The following is an 18,894-nucleotide window of genomic DNA, read 5'->3' as shown; positions in this document are numbered from 1 at the left end:
CAGTAAGACAGAGGTGAAATGTAACACCACTTCCCCCCCTTATACCCCCCGGTATTTAACACCTGAAGGCCCGCTTTTTTTCTGTTTTTTTTGATAAATATTAAATTTTGTTTGGCTTAATAACCACCAAATGGCGCTCACCATCCAGTTGTGGAACCCGTAATTTTACAACTGATTCTACGCTGAACGCCGCAGGCAGTGTGGCGATCTCATCTTCCGGTAATTGCCCTTTTAAAGCATAAAAACGTCCATTTTGACCGGGTAAATGGTGGCACCAGCTCAGCATGTCGTTAAGAGACGCAAAAGCACGGCTTATCACACCATCAAAAGGTGGCTCAGAAGGGAATTCTTCTACCCTGCTTTGTACTGGAGTGATGTTGTCCAGTTTAAGCTCATGTTGTACCTGACGCAGAAAGCGTACGCGTTTTCCCAGACTATCCAGCAGAGTAAAATGCGCCTCAGGACGCACGATAGAAAGTGGAATTCCCGGTAAGCCCGGTCCCGTGCCGACATCAATAAAACGTTCGCCCTGCAGATGGGGTGCGACCACAATGCTGTCCAGAATATGGCGCACCAGCATTTCGTTGGGGTCCCGCACCGATGTCAGGTTGTACGCTTTATTCCATTTGTGCAGCATATCGACATACGCAATCAGCTGATTTTTCTGGTGATCGGTAAGAGAAATACCAGCATCAGCCAGCAGACGAGAGAGTTTGTTGAGCACGGTCGTTACCTGTTAATAATCAATTACCCGCTGCGCTATAGCTTATCGGGTCGACAAATTTGCAGGGCGGGCAAGCGTAGCGCCCCCGCCCAAATAGTGTGATTAAGCGCTACGGCGCAGCATACCTTGTTTTTTCAGCCAAACCAGCAGAATGGAGATGGCGGCAGGCGTGACACCAGAAATGCGCGATGCCTGGCCGATTGACACAGGTTTGTGATCGTTCAGCTTGGCAATAACTTCATTCGACAAACCGGAAACCTGACGATAATCCAGAGTCGCAGGCAGCAACGTGTTCTCATTGCGCTGTTGTCTTTCGATTTCATCCTGCTGACGGGCAATATAACCTTCGTACTTAACCTGAATCTCAACCTGTTCAGCCGCCTGAGGATCATCAAGCGCTGGTGCAAATGCGGACAATGATGTCAGCTGCGCATAGGTCATGTCCGGACGACGCAGCAGATCTTCACCACTGGCCTCGCGTGACAGAGGCGTTGCCAGGTGCGCGTTCACTTCCGCAGCAGATTCAGCAAGCGGGTTCACCCAGGTTGATTTCAAACGCTGACGTTCTTGTTCGATGCGTTCCAGTTTTTCATTGAAGCGCGCCCAGCGTTCATCCCCCACCAGACCCAGTTCACGACCAATTTCGGTCAGACGGAGATCGGCGTTATCTTCGCGCAGCATCAAACGGTATTCTGCGCGCGAAGTAAACATGCGGTACGGTTCTTTAGTGCCCAACGTACACAGGTCATCCACCAGCACACCAAGATAGGCCTGAGAACGCGCAGGAGCCCACCCCTCTTTGTCAGCGGACAGGCGTGCGGCGTTCAGACCCGCCAGCAAACCTTGCGCGGCGGCTTCTTCGTAACCGGTTGTACCGTTAATCTGACCGGCAAAGAACAGACCCTGAATGAATTTACTTTCCAGAGTTGGCTTCAGATCGCGTGGATCGAAGAAATCATATTCAATAGCATAGCCAGGACGAACAATTTTGGCGTTTTCCATCCCCTGCATGGAGCGGACAATTTGCATCTGCACGTCAAACGGCAGGCTGGTGGAAATACCGTTCGGGTAAATTTCGTTAGACGTCAGTCCTTCCGGTTCAAGGAAGATCTGGTGCTGGTTACGATCGGCAAAGCGCATTACTTTGTCTTCGATCGACGGACAGTAACGTGGGCCGATACCTTCGATCACGCCAGCATACATCGGGCTACGATCGAGGTTATTACGGATCACGTCATGGGTTTTCTCGTTAGTATGCGTGATGTAACACGGCATCTGGCGCGGATGTTGAGAAACATCGCCAAGGAACGAAAAGACCGGCATCGGGTTATCGCTGTTTTGCTGGCCAAGTACGCTGAAATCGATGGTACGCGCATCAATACGCGGCGGTGTACCTGTTTTCAAACGACTAACGCGCAGCGGAAGCTCACGCAGGCGACGTGACAGTGGAATAGACGGCGGATCGCCAGCACGGCCACCGCTGTAGTTGTCCAGACCAATGTGAATTTTTCCGTCGAGGAAGGTCCCTACGGTTAATACAACCGCTTTAGCACGGAACTTCAGACCCATCTGAGTCACCGCACCCACAACACGATCGTTTTCAACAATCAGATCTTCAACCGCTTGCTGGAAGATCATCAGATTCGGCTGGTTCTCCAGCGCAGTACGTACCGCCTGACGATAGAGCACGCGATCCGCCTGAGCACGAGTGGCGCGAACTGCCGGGCCTTTGCTGGCGTTTAGTATCCTAAACTGGATGCCGGCATGGTCGATCGCGGTTGCCATCAGGCCGCCAAGCGCATCCACTTCTTTTACCAGGTGTCCCTTCCCAATGCCGCCAATCGCTGGGTTGCAGCTCATTTGCCCCAGAGTGTCGATATTGTGTGTCAAAAGCAGAGTCTGTTGACCCATTCGCGCCGCGGCCATTGCGGCCTCGGTGCCTGCATGACCCCCGCCAATGATGATGACGTCAAAAGGATCCTGATAAAACATGGTAATTGCCTCGCATAACGCGGTGTGAAAATGGATTGAAGCCCGGGCCGTGGATTCTACTCAACTTTAGTCGATGGAGAAAGACCTCGGATCCTGGGTATTAAAAAGAAGATCTTTTTATTTAGAGATCTGTTTTATTGTGATCTCTTATTAGGATCGCAACTATCTGTGGATAAGGGCGATCCTTTGAATAAGATCAACGGGTTGTTGAGGATCATTAGCTGTGAATGATCGGTGATCCTGGTCCGTATAAGCTGGGATCAGAATGAAGGGTTATACACAACTCAAAAACTGAACAACAGTTATTCTTTGGATAACTACCGGTTGATCCAAGCTTTTAACCAGAGTTATCCACATAAAAAAGTACGATCTTTACAAATCTCTGAGCAATGGATGCCAGGATCCCAACCAAATCTCAGCCGGATCTTCCGGAATCTCATGTTCCAGTACGTTGATCCTGAGCGTTTCACCGATCTGTTTCGCCCCGCAGGCCTTCAGTTCAGCTTCCAGCTTGTCAATCGCACCGCAGAACGTGTCATATTCGCGGCTACCAATGCCGATGGCACCAAAGTGTACCTGCGAAAGATCCGGTTTCTGCTCGCGCAATGCGTCATATAAAGGTTGCAGGTTATCAGGAATGTCTCCCGCACCGTGCGTTGAGCTGATTACCAGCCAGACCCCTTGAGTTGGAACCTCGTCGAGCATCGGTCCATGCAGTATTTCGCTGGAAAAACCGGCGTCATCCAGCTGTTCAGCCAAATGTTCTGCTACATATTCCGCACTGCCAAGCGTGCTGCCGCTGATAAGAGTGATATCTGCCATTGATCGCTACCTCGATGAAGAGGCAGCATTGTACGCTGTGAGCGAGCTGGGATCTACCTGTGGAAAAATAGGGGATTAAAAAAAACGATCAGGGCTTGATGGTACGCATGATCGGGTTCTGCAAGACGATCAAGGTTTCTGTGGATTGAATTTCATCAATTGTTTGGATCTTGTTGATAAGTACTTGTTGCAGAGCATCGATAGATTTACACATCACCTTAATAAAGATGCTGTAATGTCCGGTGGTGTAATACGCCTCGGTCACTTCATCGAGACTTTCCAGTCTGGCTAATGCAGATGGATAATCCTTAGCACTTTTCAGGATGATGCCAATAAAGCAGCCGACGTCATAACCCAGTTGTTTTGGACTGACATCAATACGTGCGCCGGTAATGATCCCAGCCTGCTTCATCTTTTCAACGCGTACGTGGATGGTACCCGGGCTGACACCAAACTGTTTTGCCAGTTCGGCGTAGGCGGTACGGGCATTTTCCATCAGGGCATCAAGGATGCCGCGGTCCAGATTGTCGATCTGATAATTTTCCATAGGTTTTTCTTATGTAGATTGATGATTCACTCTATTTTAGCGTTAAATTTTAACGAATCAAAATCGAAGTCGGCTTTTTGTTTGTTGATTATTGAATATTACCCTCATTCTGTTGCTTAATCATAGGCAACAGGACACAGGAGTAAACATAATGAAAACCGCTTACATTGCCAAACAACGTCAAATTAGCTTCGTGAAATCTCATTTTTCTCGTCAACTGGAGGAGCGTTTAGGTCTGATCGAAGTTCAGGCACCGATCCTCAGCCGCGTAGGAGATGGCACGCAGGATAACTTGTCTGGCTGTGAAAAAGCGGTGCAGGTGAAAGTGAAAGCATTACCAGACGCTCAGTTCGAAGTGGTTCATTCACTGGCGAAGTGGAAGCGTCAAACGCTGGGACAACACGACTTCAGCGCGGGCGAGGGGCTGTACACGCATATGAAAGCTCTGCGCCCGGATGAGGACCGTCTCTCTCCGCTTCACTCGGTCTATGTTGACCAGTGGGACTGGGAGCGCGTTATGGGTGACGGTGAGCGTCAATTCTCCACTCTGAAAAGCACAGTAGAGGCTATCTGGGCGGGAATTAAGGCAACCGAAGCTGCGGTAAGCAAAGAATTTGGTCTGGCACCGTTCCTGCCAGAGCAGATCCACTTTGTGCATAGCCAGGAGCTGTTATCTCGCTACCCGGATCTTGATGCAAAAGGTCGTGAACGTGCGATCGCAAAAGAGCTGGGCGCGGTGTTCCTGGTCGGGATCGGCGGCAAACTTAGCGACGGTCACCGTCATGACGTTCGTGCTCCGGATTATGATGACTGGAGTTCCGCTTCCGAGCTGGGCCATGCTGGTCTGAACGGTGATATCCTGGTGTGGAACCCTGTTCTGGAAGATGCGTTTGAACTGTCTTCGATGGGGATCCGCGTGGATGCCGATGCGCTGAAACACCAGCTTGCTCTGACCGGTGATGAAGACCGCCTGAGTCTGGAGTGGCACCAGGCGCTGTTGCGTGGCGAAATGCCGCAGACCATTGGTGGCGGTATTGGGCAGTCACGCCTGACGATGCTGCTGCTGCAGTTGCCGCACATTGGCCAGGTTCAGTGCGGTGTGTGGCCTGCACAGGTCCGTGAAAGCGTCGCTTCTCTGCTGTAAAAAATTAACGCCGCCAGCGCCTGAGCAGGCGGCTTCGCATCCCGGTATCAAAGCGCCAGATATGATCGAAAATGCGCATGATGCCGGGTTTGCCGTGTGCTGACATCGCGACCGCATGAAAACGGTGCTGATGTACCCGCTGTAATTCCCCCACTTTGTTGACAACCTCATCGGGTAATCGCTGGGCGATAAAATCCGAAATCACCACCGCATCGGCATCAAACCATTCCCGACCTTGCATACGTTCAATAATGGCGCGAAAGCAACTGGCAATGTCAGTACCGCCGCGAAAACGCTGGCTTAAAAAACGGATTGCCTGCTCAATGCCTTCCGGACCGGATAGCTCATAGCGCACGACTTCTGTTGAAAATAGCATGATGAAACAGCGACGGTTATCGGCGAGTGCAACGCGCATGAGTGCGAGGCAAAAGGCTTTCGCACACTGTTCGTTAAATCCGCCCATCGATCCCGAGGTATCGACACAGACAATAAACGGTCCACGAGGTTGTTCGTCAAAATCCTGGTGTATAACCGGCCGCTCTGTGACTTTCTCGCGCCAGGCTTCTCCATGCAGGCGGTATGTCAGGAGCTGCTTTTCCACCAGCCGCCGATAGAACTCATATTCCAGTTCGGTAATACCCAACGTGGCCAGTTCGGGGGGGAGTAAACGCAGGATATCATCGCTTTGTTGAATGCCATCCACTTGTTCCGGGACGGTGGCCGGTTCACGCACCAGCGTACGGAATGTTTCCATTGGCGCATCTTTACGCGGCACGGATTTCGCTTCTCTGGAGCGCCCCAACTGTTCGGCCAGCCGTTGAAGTTCGGGTTGTTGCGTTAGAAACTCACCGTATTTCACCATCAGCTGATAATCACCGCGCTTGATTTGACCTGCGCTCATGTCCCACAAACGACCCGCTGCGTTGTCATTTTCCGCCAGCACAGGTTCCAGTTGGCCACTGAGCGTCATCCGTTCCTGCACTTCACTGAGCAACTGTTCGCGTTCTTCTTCCAGTAGCTGCTGATTGAGCGTGGTGGTTTGAACCACCAGGCTCAGGCGCCAACGCTGGAGAAATAGTGTATGCAGTGCGGGCGTAAAAGTACTGTTGTCATCGACCAGTTGCTGCGCTTGCCCAGCCCATGGTGAGTGGAGTCGGTGCAGGAGCGCTAAGATTTGCGGTAGCTGGACGATAAACTGTGGAGTGGAGAGGAGCTGGCTTTGCTGATAGCACATTACCTCTTCTGTTAGCTCCGGCGGTACGTGGGTATCTTTGAGGCGGCTACGTAACGCTTCACGCCAGCGGGGAACATCGTCAGTAATCGCTTTTTTTAGCCGGGGAAATTTTTTGAAAAAGACCGCCATCTGCGGGGAAGCTAGCAGTGCGATGATCATCTCTTCGATCATCCCCTCTTCGCCGACCGCCAGCATAATATTCAGCGTATCAAGGGTCAGCATTGTTGTGCCTGTCGGATCTGTGTACCGACATCCTGCAGGCTGGCTTCAATGCGGCCTAACCAGTCACTATGGATAAACAGACATTTTTGCTGTTCACTGAATTCGCTGTGCTGCTGGTGCCATTCGTTGTCGAGCGCTTCAAGCTGCTGTTTTATCTCACTGGGCATGCCTTCTTCTGATGCACCGGGTAACGCCAGTCGAGAACCTTGCAAGCTGACGTCGCGTACGACCAGGTGCTGAGCGCTGTCGACTTCCATGTTCAGCGTCTGGGCAAATCCGATACCGTTTAATTTTCCGCGGATCTCGCCGCCTTTAGTCAGCCACAGCTCCAGAGCGCCGCGTTCAAAGGCAATATGGATAACGTCCATATCGTGCAGCTTTAGGGGTTTTTGCAGTAGCAGCGTCAGTACGGAAGTGTTGGCTTCCGGAGGTAAATCATAATGAGGACGGCGGCTGAACATTCCGCCCTGACGAATCACCGTGAACGCTGTTTTATCACTTTGCTGCTGCTGTAGCTGGATGCGACGCTGCATTACTTCCCCAAGGCGAGTCAACATTGTCTGCTGCTGCCAGGCGTGCCCGGTCATCAATATTTCGATTTGTTGCTGCATCAGATTCAGGCTTTGCGCGTCATACCATAAGCAATCTTTCAGTAGAATAAGGTCGATAGGTGCAACGGCATCGCGCCCGCTAAAGAAGGCGCTGGCCTGGAGTAAGCGGATTGCTTTTTTCCAGCGACGGTCAGAGACGTAGGGTGCGTTCGGTAGCGCATCCAGTTGCTGACGCAGGGTGAAAATCAATTCAAATACACGATCGGGAAGCGTGATTTTGCCAATGTCTTTTTGCCACTGGTAGTACTCTTCATCCGTCACTTGTAACGTTGTTGGAACAGGGTTGTCACTTTCATCCTGCTGGCTTAACAGCATAGATCGGAAGTTAGCCTTGTCCTGGACTTTATCCAGCCACAGGCGAATCAGCATACGGTCATACAATGCTTCCAGGCTGCTGTCCGCTTCAGGTAGTTCGTTGGAGGCCGCGACCAGCAGGCGCATCGGGATTTTCTCCTCGTGTGCACCGTTGCGGAAGTGGCGTTCGTTAATGGCGGTAAGCAGGGTGTTGAGAATGGCCGGGCCTGCTTTCCAGATTTCATCGAGAAAAACAATTTCGGCTTCCGGAAGGTAGCCAGCTGTTAAGCGCTCATAGCGACCTTCGTCTTTAAGCGCCTGAATGGATAGCGGGCCAAAGACCTCTTCAGGTGTCGAGAAGCGCGTCATCAGATATTCGAAAGCTCGGGCATTTTTAAAGGCAAACTTCAGTCGGCGAGCGATTAAGCTTTTCGCGATCCCTGGAGGGCCTAATAAGAAGACGCTCTCGCCGCTGAGTGCGGCCAGCAGACACAGGCGAATGGCGTGGCTACGTTCATAAAGTCCCTTTTCCAGCGCATTGCTCAGACGGGAAATTCTTTCCGCTAATAAATGTGGGTGAGCCATAATGAAGTGGCGTCCTTTCGCCAAATGTACCGCGTTAAACAGCGAGTATAGATGTTTAGCCCCTGGGCTGTAATAGACTGAAGGCGCGTTTATTTTTCTTTGAGCCAGATTAATCTGGTCTCATTTAGGGGTACGATTTTGCGATTAATCGTGCATACTGTGCGCCTTTTTGTGGGCCAAGGGACGACGCACACATTTCTAATATATACACCATATCAATCAAGCTGCACCAAGGCGGCAATGGAGTTATTCCCTGGGATGGGCGGAATAACGAATGCAGCCAACGCGGAGGTAGCTTGAACGATGATGTGTATAAACGAAAGACGAGTCTATGAGCACTGATAATAAGCAATCATTGTCTGCGATTACCCTCGCGGCCATTGGGGTTGTCTACGGTGATATTGGTACCAGCCCACTTTATACGCTTCGTGAATGTTTGTCTGGGCAGTTTGGTTTTGGCGTTGAACGTGATGCCGTGTTTGGTTTTCTCTCGCTGATTTTCTGGCTGCTGATCCTGGTTGTTTCCGTTAAATATCTGTCATTTGTTATGCGTGCTGATAACGCCGGGGAAGGCGGGATCCTGACGTTGATGTCGTTGGCCGGGCGTAATACGTCGGCGCGAACGACCTCGATGCTGGTGATTATGGGATTGATTGGCGGCAGCTTTTTCTATGGCGAGGTGGTGATTACGCCAGCGATTTCGGTGATGTCGGCGATTGAAGGTCTGGAGATTATTGCTCCACAACTGGACACCTGGATAGTTCCTCTCTCTATTATCGTACTTACCCTGCTGTTTTTGATTCAAAAACACGGTACCGGCATGGTCGGTAAGCTGTTTGCGCCGATTATGCTGATATGGTTCCTCGTGCTTGCCGTGCTGGGTGTACGCAGCATTATTGCGAATCCGGAAGTGTTGCATGCCCTTAATCCGTATTGGGCTGTTCATTTCTTCCTGGAATTCAAAACGCTATCCTTTATTGCGCTGGGCGCGGTGGTGCTGTCGATTACCGGTGTTGAAGCGCTGTATGCTGATATGGGCCACTTTGGTAAGTTACCGATTCGCCTGGCATGGTTCTCCGTCGTATTGCCTTCGCTGGTGTTGAATTATTTTGGTCAGGGAGCGTTGTTGTTAAAGCATCCCGAAGCGATCAAAAACCCGTTCTTCCTGCTGGCACCGGACTGGGCACTGATTCCACTGCTGATCCTTGCCGCTCTGGCAACGGTTATCGCCTCTCAGGCGGTTATCTCCGGCGTATTCTCACTGACGCGCCAGGCTGTGCGTCTGGGGTATTTATCGCCGATGCGGATTATCCATACTTCAGAAATGGAATCGGGTCAGATCTATATTCCTTTCGTAAACTGGATGCTTTATTTCGCCGTGGTTATCGTGATAGTGAGCTTTGAGCACTCCAGTAATCTGGCTGCTGCGTACGGTATTGCGGTAACGGGAACAATGGTGCTGACGTCCATTCTGTCGACGACCGTGGCGCGGCAAAACTGGCACTGGAATAAATACTTCGTCTTCCTGATTCTGGTCGCGTTCCTGTGCATCGATGTTCCGTTATTCTCTGCAAACCTCGATAAGCTCGTTTCAGGTGGCTGGTTGCCGCTCTCGCTGGGCCTGGTGATGTTCACGATTATGACGACCTGGAAAAGCGAACGCTTCCGTCTGTTGCGTCGTATGCATGAGCACGGTAACTCTCTGGAGGCGATGATTGCCTCGCTGGAGAAATCCCCACCGGTGCGTGTACCAGGAACGGCGGTGTATATGTCCCGTGCGTTGAACGTCATCCCGTTTGCGCTGCTGCATAATCTCAAACACAACAAAGTGTTGCATGAACGCGTTATTCTGCTGACGTTGCGCACTGAAGACGCACCCTATGTACACAATGTACGTAGAGTACAGATTGAGCAGTTATCGCCTACCTTCTGGCGCGTGGTGGCCAGTTATGGCTGGCGTGAAACGCCAAACGTTGAGGAAGTGTTCCACCGCTGTGGTTTGGAAGGCTTAAGTTGCCGGATGATGGAAACCTCCTTCTTTATGTCGCATGAGTCGCTGATTGTTGGTAAACGTCCATGGTATCTGCGCCTGCGCGGTAAGCTGTATTTGCTGTTGCAGCGTAACGCGCTACGTGCGCCGGACCAGTTTGAAATTCCGCCTAACCGGGTTATTGAACTCGGTACTCAGGTCGAGATTTAATGTTGTTGACGCCCTCTTTCATCGTGAAAGGGGGCGTTTTGTTTGACCCCTCTCAGTTTTCTTTTCATCTAATGATAATCCTTGCGAAACGTTTCGATGGTGATCACATTTTCGTAACCTCGCGGTGGTTTTCTGTGCACCCTTCAGACTAAACTTATCGTCAGCGAAACGTTTCGCTAGTGGGGAAAGAAAATGAAGAAAGGCACGGTACTCAACTCTGAAATTTCATCGGTGATCTCCCGTCTGGGGCATACCGATACGCTGGTGGTATGTGATGCGGGTTTACCCATCCCGAATAGCACAACCCGTATCGATATGGCATTAACCCAGGGCGTACCTTCTTTTATGCAGGTATTGGATGTGGTCACGCGTGAAATGCAGGTCGAGGCAGCCATTCTCGCGACGGAAATTAAACAACATAATCCGCAACTCCACGAAACGTTGCTCAACCACATTGAGCAACTGCAACAACACCAGGGAAACACCATAGAAATTCGTTACACCACGCATGAGCATTTCAAAAAACAAACCGCTGACAGTCAGGCGGTAATTCGCAGCGGAGAGTGTTCTCCGTATGCGAATATTATTCTTTGTGCTGGCGTCACGTTCTGAGGCCATCATGAACGCATTACTGCAACTCAAAGGGATCGATAAAGCGTTCCCGGGCGTAAAAGCGCTATCTGGTGCCGCATTGAATGTCTATCCAGGTCGCGTAATGGCGCTGGTAGGCGAAAACGGCGCGGGCAAATCCACCATGATGAAAGTACTGACCGGTATCTATACCCGTGATGCCGGTTCTTTATTATGGTTGGGGAAAGAAACCACCTTCAACGGCCCAAAATCCTCCCAGGAAGCCGGGATTGGCATTATTCACCAGGAGCTGAACCTGATCCCTCAACTCACCATCGCTGAGAACATTTTTCTTGGCCGTGAGTTTGTAAATCGCTTTGGCAAAATAGACTGGAAGAAGATGTATGCCGAAGCCGATCTGCTGCTTGCCAAACTCAATCTGCGTTTTAAAAGCGACAGGCTGGTGGGTGAGTTGTCGATTGGCGATCAGCAGATGGTTGAAATTGCCAAAGTGTTGAGCTTTGAGTCGAAGGTCATCGTTATGGATGAACCGACCGACGCCCTTACCGATACCGAAACGGAATCCCTGTTCCGCGTGATCCGCGAACTTAAATCGCAGGGGCGCGGTATCGTCTATATCTCCCACCGTATGAAAGAGATCTTCGAGATTTGCGATGACGTGACCGTTTTCCGCGATGGACAGTTTATTGCCGAGCGTGAAGTGTCCTCGTTAACCGAAGATTCGCTCATTGAAATGATGGTGGGACGTAAGCTGGAAGATCAGTACCCGCGGCTGGATAAAGCGCCGGGTGAAGTACGCCTGAAAGTCGATAACCTGTGCGGCCCAGGGGTGAACAGTGTTTCATTCACGCTGCGCAAAGGTGAGATCCTTGGGGTATCGGGCCTGATGGGGGCCGGGCGAACCGAATTGATGAAAGTCCTGTACGGTGCACTGCCGCGTACCAGCGGCTACGTCACGCTTGATGGCCATGAAGTTGTCACCCGTTCGCCGCAGGATGGGTTGGCTAACGGCATCGTCTATATTTCTGAAGACCGTAAACGCGATGGTTTAGTGCTGGGTATGTCGGTGAAAGAGAACATGTCACTAACAGCGCTGCGTTATTTCAGCCGCGCCGGTGGAAGCCTGAAGCATAAAGATGAGCAGCAGGCGGTAGGTGATTTTATTCGTCTGTTCAATGTGAAAACGCCATCGATGGAACAGGCTATCGGCCTGCTTTCTGGTGGTAACCAGCAAAAAGTGGCGATTGCACGCGGTTTGATGACCCGACCCAAAGTACTGATCCTCGATGAGCCAACACGCGGCGTTGATGTTGGCGCCAAGAAAGAAATCTATCAGCTTATCAACCAGTTTAAGGCCGATGGGCTGAGTATCATTCTGGTCTCCTCTGAGATGCCAGAAGTATTGGGCATGAGCGATCGAATTATCGTTATGCATGAAGGGCATCTCGGCGGTGAGTTCACTCGCGAGCAGGCCACTCAGGAAGTATTAATGGCTGCCGCTGTGGGCAAGCTTAATCGCGTGAATCAGGAGTAAAAAAGATGACAACCCAGGCTGTTTCTGGTCGCCGTTATTTCACTAAAGCATGGCTTCTGGAGCAAAAGTCGCTCATCGCTCTGTTAGTGCTGATTGCGATTGTTTCCACCATGAGCCCGAACTTTTTTACTGTTAATAACCTGTTCAACATTCTCCAGCAAACGTCGGTAAACGCCATTATGGCCGTTGGCATGACGCTGGTCATCCTGACGTCGGGTATCGATCTGTCCGTTGGTTCCCTGCTGGCGCTCACCGGTGCGGTTGCGGCTTCCATTGTAGGAATTGAAGTCAACGCGCTGGTCGCCGTCGCGGCAGCATTGGCGCTGGGCGCTGCTGTTGGTGCGTTAACCGGGGTGATTGTCGCAAAAGGTCGCGTACAGGCATTTATCGCTACGCTGGTGATGATGCTGCTGCTGCGTGGTGTAACCATGGTCTACACCAACGGCAGTCCGGTAAATACCGGCTTTACCGACAATGCCGACCTGTTTGGCTGGTTTGGTATTGGTCGTCCGTTAGGCGTCCCGACGCCGGTGTGGATTATGGGTATTGTCTTCCTGGCGGCGTGGTACATGCTGCATCACACCCGTCTGGGCCGTTATATCTATGCGCTGGGTGGTAACGAAGCGGCAACGCGTCTGTCTGGTATCAGCGTCAGCAAAATCAAAATCATCGTCTATTCACTCTGTGGGCTGCTGGCTTCGCTGGCGGGCATCATTGAAGTGGCACGTCTTTCCTCTGCACAACCAACGGCGGGTACCGGCTACGAGCTGGATGCTATCGCTGCGGTCGTATTAGGCGGTACCAGCCTGGCGGGTGGTAAAGGACGAATTGTTGGGACGCTGATCGGCGCATTGATTCTTGGTTTCCTCAATAATGGTTTGAATTTGTTAGGTGTATCCTCCTATTACCAGATGATCGTCAAAGCGGTGGTGATTTTGCTGGCGGTACTGGTAGACAACAAAAAGCAGTAACAACGATTACAGGACATCTTAAATATGAACATGAAAAAACTGGCTACCCTGGTTTCTGCTGTTGCGCTGAGCGCCACCGTGAGCGCGAATGCGATGGCGAAAGATACCATTGCGCTGGTGGTCTCCACGCTTAATAACCCGTTCTTTGTCTCCCTGAAAGATGGTGCGCAAAAAGAGGCGGATAAGCTGGGCTATAACCTGGTTATTCTGGATTCACAGAATAACCCGGCGAAAGAACTGGCAAACGTTCAGGATTTAACGGTTCGCGGTACTAAAATACTGCTGATTAACCCGACGGACTCCGATGCCGTGGGTAATGCTGTGAAGATGGCTAACCAGGCGAAGATTCCGGTTATCACTCTCGACCGCGTAGCGTCTAAAGGTGAAGTGGTAAGCCATATTGCGTCTGATAACGTGCTGGGCGGCAAAATTGCGGGTGATTACATCGCGAAAAAAGCCGGTGAAGGCGCGAAAGTTATCGAGCTGCAGGGTATTGCCGGAACGTCCGCGGCGCGTGAGCGTGGCGAAGGTTTCCAGCAGGCCGTTGCGGCACATAAATTTAACGTACTGGCCAGCCAGCCGGCAGACTTCGACCGTACGAAAGGCTTGAACGTTATGCAGAACCTGCTGACCGCACATCCTGATGTGCAGGCTGTATTTGCCCAGAACGATGAAATGGCGCTGGGTGCATTGCGCGCACTGCAAACTGCGGGTAAATCTGATGTGATGGTGGTTGGATTTGACGGCACACCTGATGGCGAAAAAGCAGTAAATGATGGCAAACTGGCTGCGACTATTGCTCAGTTGCCGGATCAGATTGGCGCGAAAGGCGTTGAGACTGCGGATAAAGTCCTGAAAGGCGAGAAGGTTCAGGCTAAATATCCGGTTGACCTGAAGCTGGTCATCAAGCAGTAATACCGATTCAGGCCGCTCGTGGCCTGATGGAGACATAAATACGCCATCGTTAGATCTGGTTCTGAAGATGAAAGCGTAAAAAGAAAAGCAGGGCACGCGCCACCCTAACCCGGTGGCGCACTTTGACTTGGAATACCTAACATGAAAACCGCAGGCAACCTCGTTGTTCTTGGCAGCATTAATGCCGATCACATCCTCAACCTTAACTCTTTCCCGACACCGGGTGAAACCGTAACCGGTAGCCAATATCAGGTGGCGTTTGGCGGTAAAGGCGCGAATCAAGCGGTTGCTGCAGGGCGTAGTGGCGCGAATATCGCGTTCATTGCCTGTACGGGGGATGACGATATTGGCGAAAGTGTTCGTAAACAGTTAGCCCGCGATAATATTGATATTGCCCCGATTAGCGTTATTTCGGGTGAATCGACCGGTGTGGCGCTGATTTTTGTGAATGCTGAAGGTGAGAACGTTATCGGTATTCATGCCGGCGCGAATGCTGCTCTTTCTCCGGCGTTAGTAGAAGCACAGCGTGACCGTATTGCTCAGGCGTCTGCGTTACTGATGCAATTAGAATCACCGATCGAAAGCGTGTTGGCTGCGGCAAAGATAGCGCAGCAAAACAAGACTACGGTTGCCCTGAATCCAGCTCCGGCACGTGAACTATCCGACGAGTTGCTGGCGCTGGTGGATATTATTACCCCAAATGAAACCGAAGCTGAAAAGCTGACGGGGATCCGGGTAGAAAACGATGAAGATGCAGCCAAAGCGGCGCAGGCGTTGCACGCGAAGGGTATTCATACTGTACTGATTACCTTAGGTAGTCGTGGTGTGTGGGCCAGCGTAAACGGTGAAGGTCGTCGAGTGCCCGGGTTTAAAGTGGATGCTGTTGATACTATCGCTGCCGGAGATACCTTTAACGGCGCGTTAATCACGGCGTTACTGGAAGAGACTCCGCTATCGGAAGCCATCCGTTTTGCACATGCTGCCGCGGCGATTGCGGTCACACGTAAAGGTGCACAGCCTTCCGTTCCATGGCGTGAAGAAATCGAAGCGTTTTTAAGTCAACAGAGGTAACGCTTGGCTACAATGAAGGACGTTGCCCGCCTGGCGGGTGTTTCCACGTCGACGGTTTCTCACGTCATTAATAAAGATCGCTTTGTCAGTGAGGCGATCACTGACAAAGTTGATGCGGCGATCAAAGCGCTTAACTATGCGCCTTCCGCGTTGGCGCGTAGTCTCAAACTGAATCAGACCCGCACTATTGGCATGTTAATCACAGCCAGTACCAATCCCTTTTATTCTGAGCTGGTTCGTGGTGTTGAACGTAGCTGCTTTGAGCGCGGCTACAGCCTGGTGTTGTGCAACACCGAAGGTGATGAGCAGCGTATGAACCGTAATCTGGAAACCTTGATGCAAAAGCGGGTAGACGGCTTGCTACTGCTCTGCACGGAAACACATCAGCCTTCCAGAGAAATCATGCAGCGTTACCCTTCTATACCCACCGTTATGATGGACTGGTCGCCTTTTGATGGTGAAAGCGATCTGATTCAGGATAACTCCCTGTTAGGTGGGGATTTAGCCACCCAGCATCTTATCGAAAAAGGGTTTACGCGCATTGCCTGCATCACGGGCCCTCTGGATAAAACACCGGCGCGTCTGCGTCTGGAAGGGTATCGCGCGGCAATGAAGCGTGCAGGGCTGGCTATCCCGGACGGTTACGAGATCACCGGTGACTTCGAGTTTGGCGGTGGGTTTGAAGCTATGCAAACGCTGTTGTCGCATAAAGACCGCCCACAGGCTGTTTTTACCGGCAATGACGCGATGGCGGTTGGAGCATATCAGGCTTTATATCAGTCTGGATTGCGTATCCCGCAGGATATGGCGGTAGTCGGTTATGATGACATAGAACTGGCGCGCTATATGACGCCGCCGCTGACAACTATTCACCAACCGAAAGATGAGTTGGGCGAACTGGCCATTGATGTGTTAATCCACCGTATGGCACAGCCCGCATTGCAGCAGCAGCGCTTGCAGCTTACTCCTGTTCTGATGGCGCGGGGGTCGGTTTAGGCTTATGCCGCTCTTTGATCAGATTGCGCCCATCTTTGGCTCTTAACAGCATAAACATCAACGCCGATACGACGGTGATCGCGCCCATAGTAATAAAGGTATAGTGGAACTGTTCGACCGTATTGGTTCCTTCCATACCTTCGTAGATACGCAGGACCGCGGCACTGATGGCAACCCCTAAACTAATAGACAGCTGCTGCGTAACGGCTAAAACGCTGTTACCGCTGCTGGCGTTCTCATCAGTCAAATCTGCCAGAGTAATGGTATTCATCGAGGTAAACTGGGTGGACATTGCCATACCTAAAATGAACAGTGGCAGGATTAGCATCCAGACCGGCATGGCTGGAGACTGCAAAGAGAACTGTGCAATCATCAGGCCGATAAACACTGTAATACCGACCAGTGTGGTCCGGTAGCCGAGTCGGCGCAGTACCTGCGTCACCATCGATTTTGCCAGAATTGATCCCAGTGCTGTCGGAGCCATCATGCAACCGGCAATGAGTGCCGGGTATCCAAAGCCTACCTGCAGCATCAGTGGCATTAAGAAAGGTACGCATCCCGTCCCCAGGCGAGTAGCAAGGTTTCCGGCGATGCCAACAGAAAAGGTTCGCGTTTTAAAAATGGGAAGCGCAATCAATGGTGTCGGATGGCGACGCGCATGACGGATGTAGGCGAGAAGTAACACAATGCTGGCGAGAATAATGCCAAGTGCGACCCAACTGGCAACAAGTTTCTCGCCAAACAATTCAACACCGCTGGAAAACAGTACCAGGCTTAGACCAAAGAGAAAGAAACCGGTCATATCGAAGCCGCGGCGTGGTGTGGTGAAGTTCGGCATATATTTGCGGGCATAGAAGATACCGGCAATGCCGATGGGAATATTAATCAGGAAGATCCAGTGCCAACTGGCCCACGTTACCAGCACACCACCCAGTACCGGACCTAAAATCGGTCCAACAAGGCCGGGCATGGTCACGAAATTAAGCACGGGGAGTAGTTCGCTGCGCGGGTAAGCACGCAATAATGCCAGACGGGCAACTGGCATCATCATTGCGCCACCGATACCCTGTATCACGCGGAAAACCACCAGTTCACTTAATGAGCTGGAAAGTGCACAAGCTAACGACCCCAACGTAAACAGGCTAACGGCAATCATAAATACGCGCCGGGTCCCGAATCTGTCAGCCAACCATCCACTCACCGGGATCAGCATAGCGACTGTCAGGGTATAGCTGATAATGGCTGACTGCATGGCAAGCGGGGAGCGGTTAAGACTATGTGCTATTGCGGGTAAGGCCGTGTTGAGGATAGTGGCATCTAATGCCTGCATAAAAAAGGCCATGGCGGCTATCCATGGCAATCCAGCCATACTGCGCGATTTCTTTTCTGACATAGATTATTTATCCGGGAGCTCGTTCGGTGCTATCAGTAATGCCTGACAAGCGGCAAATGCGCGTTCGCCATCGCTATCTTCTATTGCATCGACAATGGCCTGGTGCAAATCCAGCTTGACCACATCGTTATAGGTAATCGACGTAAAGTAGGTCTGATAAACGGAATGGAACAATGATGCGAAGGATATCAGGAATGGATTCGCGCTCATTTCATAAATGTGCTCATGCCAGGCAATATCAACTTCAATCCAACGTTCGCGTCTGAAGTTTCTTTTCAGCTCGACCATCTCTTCCATTAATGTATTGAGATGGGCTTTCTGCTCTGCTGTACCAATCGTCGCAGCCAGTAAACAAGCTTGAGGTTCCAGGCTAATACGCATCACCAGAAAGTGCTTAATGACCTGTGGGAAATTATCTTCCGTCATCCACCAGGTGAGCAGCTCCTGATCGAGGAAGTTCCAGTTTGCCTGCGGCATAACGCGTGTACCAATACGTGGGCGCGGTAATACCATACCTTTAGCCGTTAATGTCTTAACTGCTTCCCTTACCGCAGTTCGGCTCACGCCAAACTGATCGCCCAGCTCAATTTCACCTGGCAGGATAGCGCCGGGTGCGTATTCACCTTTTAATATTCTCTGAGCCAGCTTTTCTGCCAGAACATAGGAAAGATTCTTTTGGGCAGCTATCTGTTGGGCATTTAAAGGCATGAATGTTCTTCCTTACGCTTTTTCTTATTCATTAGTATGCCATCAGGGAGTGTGATTGCGGCTGCAAAAACGGCAAATTGCTTATTTTATGGCATGTTAATGGTTGTTTTGGTGAAAAAATACGCATTCGGAAAGTTATTTTAAATTTCCCCTTGTCAGCCTGAAATAACTCCCTATAATGCGCCTCCACTGACACGGAACAACGGATTACACGCCGCCGGGTCAGCGGGGTTCCACTGAGAACCTCACGAAGAAAAGCGAAATTAAATGCTTGACTTCGTAGCGGGATGGCGTAATATGCACACCCCGCGCCGCTGAGAAAAAGCGAAGCGGCACTGCT

Annotated in this window: 17 protein-coding genes; 8 read left to right on the top strand and 9 right to left on the bottom strand. The window is 51.2% G+C overall.

The genetic code is table 11. The features are described from left to right. Window positions 1-100: 100 nt before the first annotated feature. The 4 genes from rsmG to asnC form a co-directional block, all read right to left on the bottom strand. Window positions 101-724 (bottom strand): 16S rRNA (guanine(527)-N(7))-methyltransferase RsmG, encoded by a 624-nt coding sequence (gene rsmG, locus NNO02_RS18935; protein WP_048213788.1) that lies wholly within the window; start codon window positions 722-724, stop codon window positions 101-103. A 102-nt stretch (window positions 725-826) separates the two neighbouring features. Then, entirely contained in the window at window positions 827-2,716 is a 1,890-nt protein-coding gene (gene mnmG, locus NNO02_RS18930; RefSeq protein WP_271442569.1) for a tRNA uridine-5-carboxymethylaminomethyl(34) synthesis enzyme MnmG, read from the bottom strand. A 372-nt stretch (window positions 2,717-3,088) separates the two neighbouring features. Further along, complete coding sequence (mioC, locus tag NNO02_RS18925; protein ID WP_271455485.1) at window positions 3,089-3,538, bottom strand: FMN-binding protein MioC; 450 nt, start codon at window positions 3,536-3,538, stop codon at window positions 3,089-3,091. An 88-nt stretch (window positions 3,539-3,626) separates the two neighbouring features. Beyond that, window positions 3,627-4,085 carry a transcriptional regulator AsnC gene (gene asnC / locus NNO02_RS18920; protein ID WP_003023780.1) on the bottom strand — a complete coding sequence of 153 codons (459 nt, stop codon included), beginning with the start codon at window positions 4,083-4,085 and terminating at the stop codon, window positions 3,627-3,629. 151 nt (window positions 4,086-4,236) lie between these two features. On the opposite strand from asnC, the gene asnA reads away from it, so the two are divergent. Beyond that, entirely contained in the window at window positions 4,237-5,229 is a 993-nt protein-coding gene (asnA, locus tag NNO02_RS18915) for an aspartate--ammonia ligase (RefSeq protein WP_005121446.1), read from the top strand. Between the two features lie 4 nt (window positions 5,230-5,233). On the opposite strand, the gene viaA is transcribed toward asnA, so the two are convergent. Together viaA and ravA are read right to left on the bottom strand one after the other, a co-directional pair. Continuing rightward, window positions 5,234-6,685 carry an ATPase RavA stimulator ViaA gene (gene viaA, locus NNO02_RS18910; protein WP_137381317.1) on the bottom strand — a complete coding sequence of 484 codons (1,452 nt, stop codon included), beginning with the start codon at window positions 6,683-6,685 and terminating at the stop codon, window positions 5,234-5,236. After that, the gene (ravA, locus tag NNO02_RS18905; RefSeq protein WP_271455484.1) at window positions 6,679-8,175 is read right to left on the bottom strand and encodes an ATPase RavA; all 1,497 of its coding nucleotides are present in this window, start codon (window positions 8,173-8,175) and stop codon (window positions 6,679-6,681) included. The genes viaA and ravA overlap by 7 nt, the downstream gene beginning before the upstream one ends. A 331-nt stretch (window positions 8,176-8,506) precedes the next feature. On the opposite strand from ravA, the gene kup reads away from it, so the two are divergent. The 7 genes from kup to rbsR all read left to right on the top strand — a co-directional run bounded on the left by kup (window position 8,507) and on the right by rbsR (window position 16,453). Beyond that, window positions 8,507-10,375, top strand: a complete 1,869-nt coding sequence (gene kup, locus NNO02_RS18900) for a low affinity potassium transporter Kup (protein ID WP_048213793.1) — start codon at window positions 8,507-8,509, stop codon at window positions 10,373-10,375. A gap of 192 nt (window positions 10,376-10,567) precedes the next feature. Continuing rightward, a complete protein-coding gene (gene rbsD / locus NNO02_RS18895; protein ID WP_271449740.1) occupies window positions 10,568-10,987 on the top strand; it encodes a D-ribose pyranase in 420 nt (139 codons plus the stop codon). Window positions 10,988-10,994: 7 nt separating this feature from the next. After that, on the top strand, window positions 10,995-12,500 hold the full coding sequence (rbsA, locus tag NNO02_RS18890; RefSeq protein WP_271449739.1) for a ribose ABC transporter ATP-binding protein RbsA: 1,506 nt from the start codon (window positions 10,995-10,997) through the stop codon (window positions 12,498-12,500). A 5-nt stretch (window positions 12,501-12,505) separates the two neighbouring features. After that, window positions 12,506-13,471, top strand: coding sequence for a ribose ABC transporter permease (gene rbsC, locus NNO02_RS18885; protein ID WP_137381321.1), 966 nt, complete (start codon window positions 12,506-12,508; stop codon window positions 13,469-13,471). Window positions 13,472-13,495: 24 nt separating this feature from the next. Beyond that, on the top strand, window positions 13,496-14,386 hold the full coding sequence (rbsB, locus tag NNO02_RS18880) for a ribose ABC transporter substrate-binding protein RbsB (protein ID WP_003023760.1): 891 nt from the start codon (window positions 13,496-13,498) through the stop codon (window positions 14,384-14,386). A gap of 141 nt (window positions 14,387-14,527) precedes the next feature. Further along, on the top strand, window positions 14,528-15,457 hold the full coding sequence (rbsK, locus tag NNO02_RS18875; RefSeq protein WP_137381322.1) for a ribokinase: 930 nt from the start codon (window positions 14,528-14,530) through the stop codon (window positions 15,455-15,457). 3 nt (window positions 15,458-15,460) lie between these two features. Beyond that, window positions 15,461-16,453 carry a ribose operon transcriptional repressor RbsR gene (gene rbsR, locus NNO02_RS18870; RefSeq protein WP_137381323.1) on the top strand — a complete coding sequence of 331 codons (993 nt, stop codon included), beginning with the start codon at window positions 15,461-15,463 and terminating at the stop codon, window positions 16,451-16,453. Here the strand turns inward: rbsR and mdtD are convergent. The 3 genes from mdtD to NNO02_RS18855 form a co-directional block, all read right to left on the bottom strand. After that, window positions 16,419-17,846, bottom strand: a complete 1,428-nt coding sequence (mdtD, locus tag NNO02_RS18865) for a multidrug transporter subunit MdtD (RefSeq protein WP_271442576.1) — start codon at window positions 17,844-17,846, stop codon at window positions 16,419-16,421. The genes rbsR and mdtD overlap by 35 nt on opposite strands. A gap of 3 nt (window positions 17,847-17,849) precedes the next feature. Further along, on the bottom strand, window positions 17,850-18,554 hold the full coding sequence (locus NNO02_RS18860; RefSeq protein WP_101742141.1) for a FadR/GntR family transcriptional regulator: 705 nt from the start codon (window positions 18,552-18,554) through the stop codon (window positions 17,850-17,852). Between the two features lie 31 nt (window positions 18,555-18,585). Continuing rightward, a partial coding sequence (locus tag NNO02_RS18855) for a hypothetical protein (protein ID WP_271455483.1) occupies window positions 18,586-18,894 on the bottom strand: 309 nt, incomplete at its 5' end.

It is taken from the genome of Citrobacter sp. Awk 2 (assembly GCF_028069815.1).
Lineage (GTDB): Bacteria > Pseudomonadota > Gammaproteobacteria > Enterobacterales > Enterobacteriaceae > Citrobacter.
Note: the sequence above shows the minus strand (reverse complement) of the source record. Positions and strands in the feature narration are given on the sequence as shown.

Bases quoted from the DNA above. Each gene is read 5' to 3' on its own strand.
- rbsD (WP_271449740.1), top strand. From the start codon at position 10,568: ATGAAGAAAGGCACGGTACTCAACTCTGAAATTTCATCGGTGATCTCC.
- mioC (WP_271455485.1), bottom strand. From the start codon at position 3,538: ATGGCAGATATCACTCTTATCAGCGGCAGCACGCTTGGCAGTGCGGAA.
- mnmG (WP_271442569.1), bottom strand. From the start codon at position 2,716: ATGTTTTATCAGGATCCTTTTGACGTCATCATCATTGGCGGGGGTCAT.
- rbsC (WP_137381321.1), top strand. From the start codon at position 12,506: ATGACAACCCAGGCTGTTTCTGGTCGCCGTTATTTCACTAAAGCATGG.
- asnA (WP_005121446.1), top strand. From the start codon at position 4,237: ATGAAAACCGCTTACATTGCCAAACAACGTCAAATTAGCTTCGTGAAA.
- rbsA (WP_271449739.1), top strand. From the start codon at position 10,995: ATGAACGCATTACTGCAACTCAAAGGGATCGATAAAGCGTTCCCGGGC.
- ravA (WP_271455484.1), bottom strand. From the start codon at position 8,175: ATGGCTCACCCACATTTATTAGCGGAAAGAATTTCCCGTCTGAGCAAT.
- viaA (WP_137381317.1), bottom strand. From the start codon at position 6,685: ATGCTGACCCTTGATACGCTGAATATTATGCTGGCGGTCGGCGAAGAG.
- NNO02_RS18860 (WP_101742141.1), bottom strand. From the start codon at position 18,554: ATGCCTTTAAATGCCCAACAGATAGCTGCCCAAAAGAATCTTTCCTAT.
- asnC (WP_003023780.1), bottom strand. From the start codon at position 4,085: ATGGAAAATTATCAGATCGACAATCTGGACCGCGGCATCCTTGATGCC.
- mdtD (WP_271442576.1), bottom strand. From the start codon at position 17,846: ATGTCAGAAAAGAAATCGCGCAGTATGGCTGGATTGCCATGGATAGCC.
- kup (WP_048213793.1), top strand. From the start codon at position 8,507: ATGAGCACTGATAATAAGCAATCATTGTCTGCGATTACCCTCGCGGCC.
- rbsB (WP_003023760.1), top strand. From the start codon at position 13,496: ATGAACATGAAAAAACTGGCTACCCTGGTTTCTGCTGTTGCGCTGAGC.
- rbsK (WP_137381322.1), top strand. From the start codon at position 14,528: ATGAAAACCGCAGGCAACCTCGTTGTTCTTGGCAGCATTAATGCCGAT.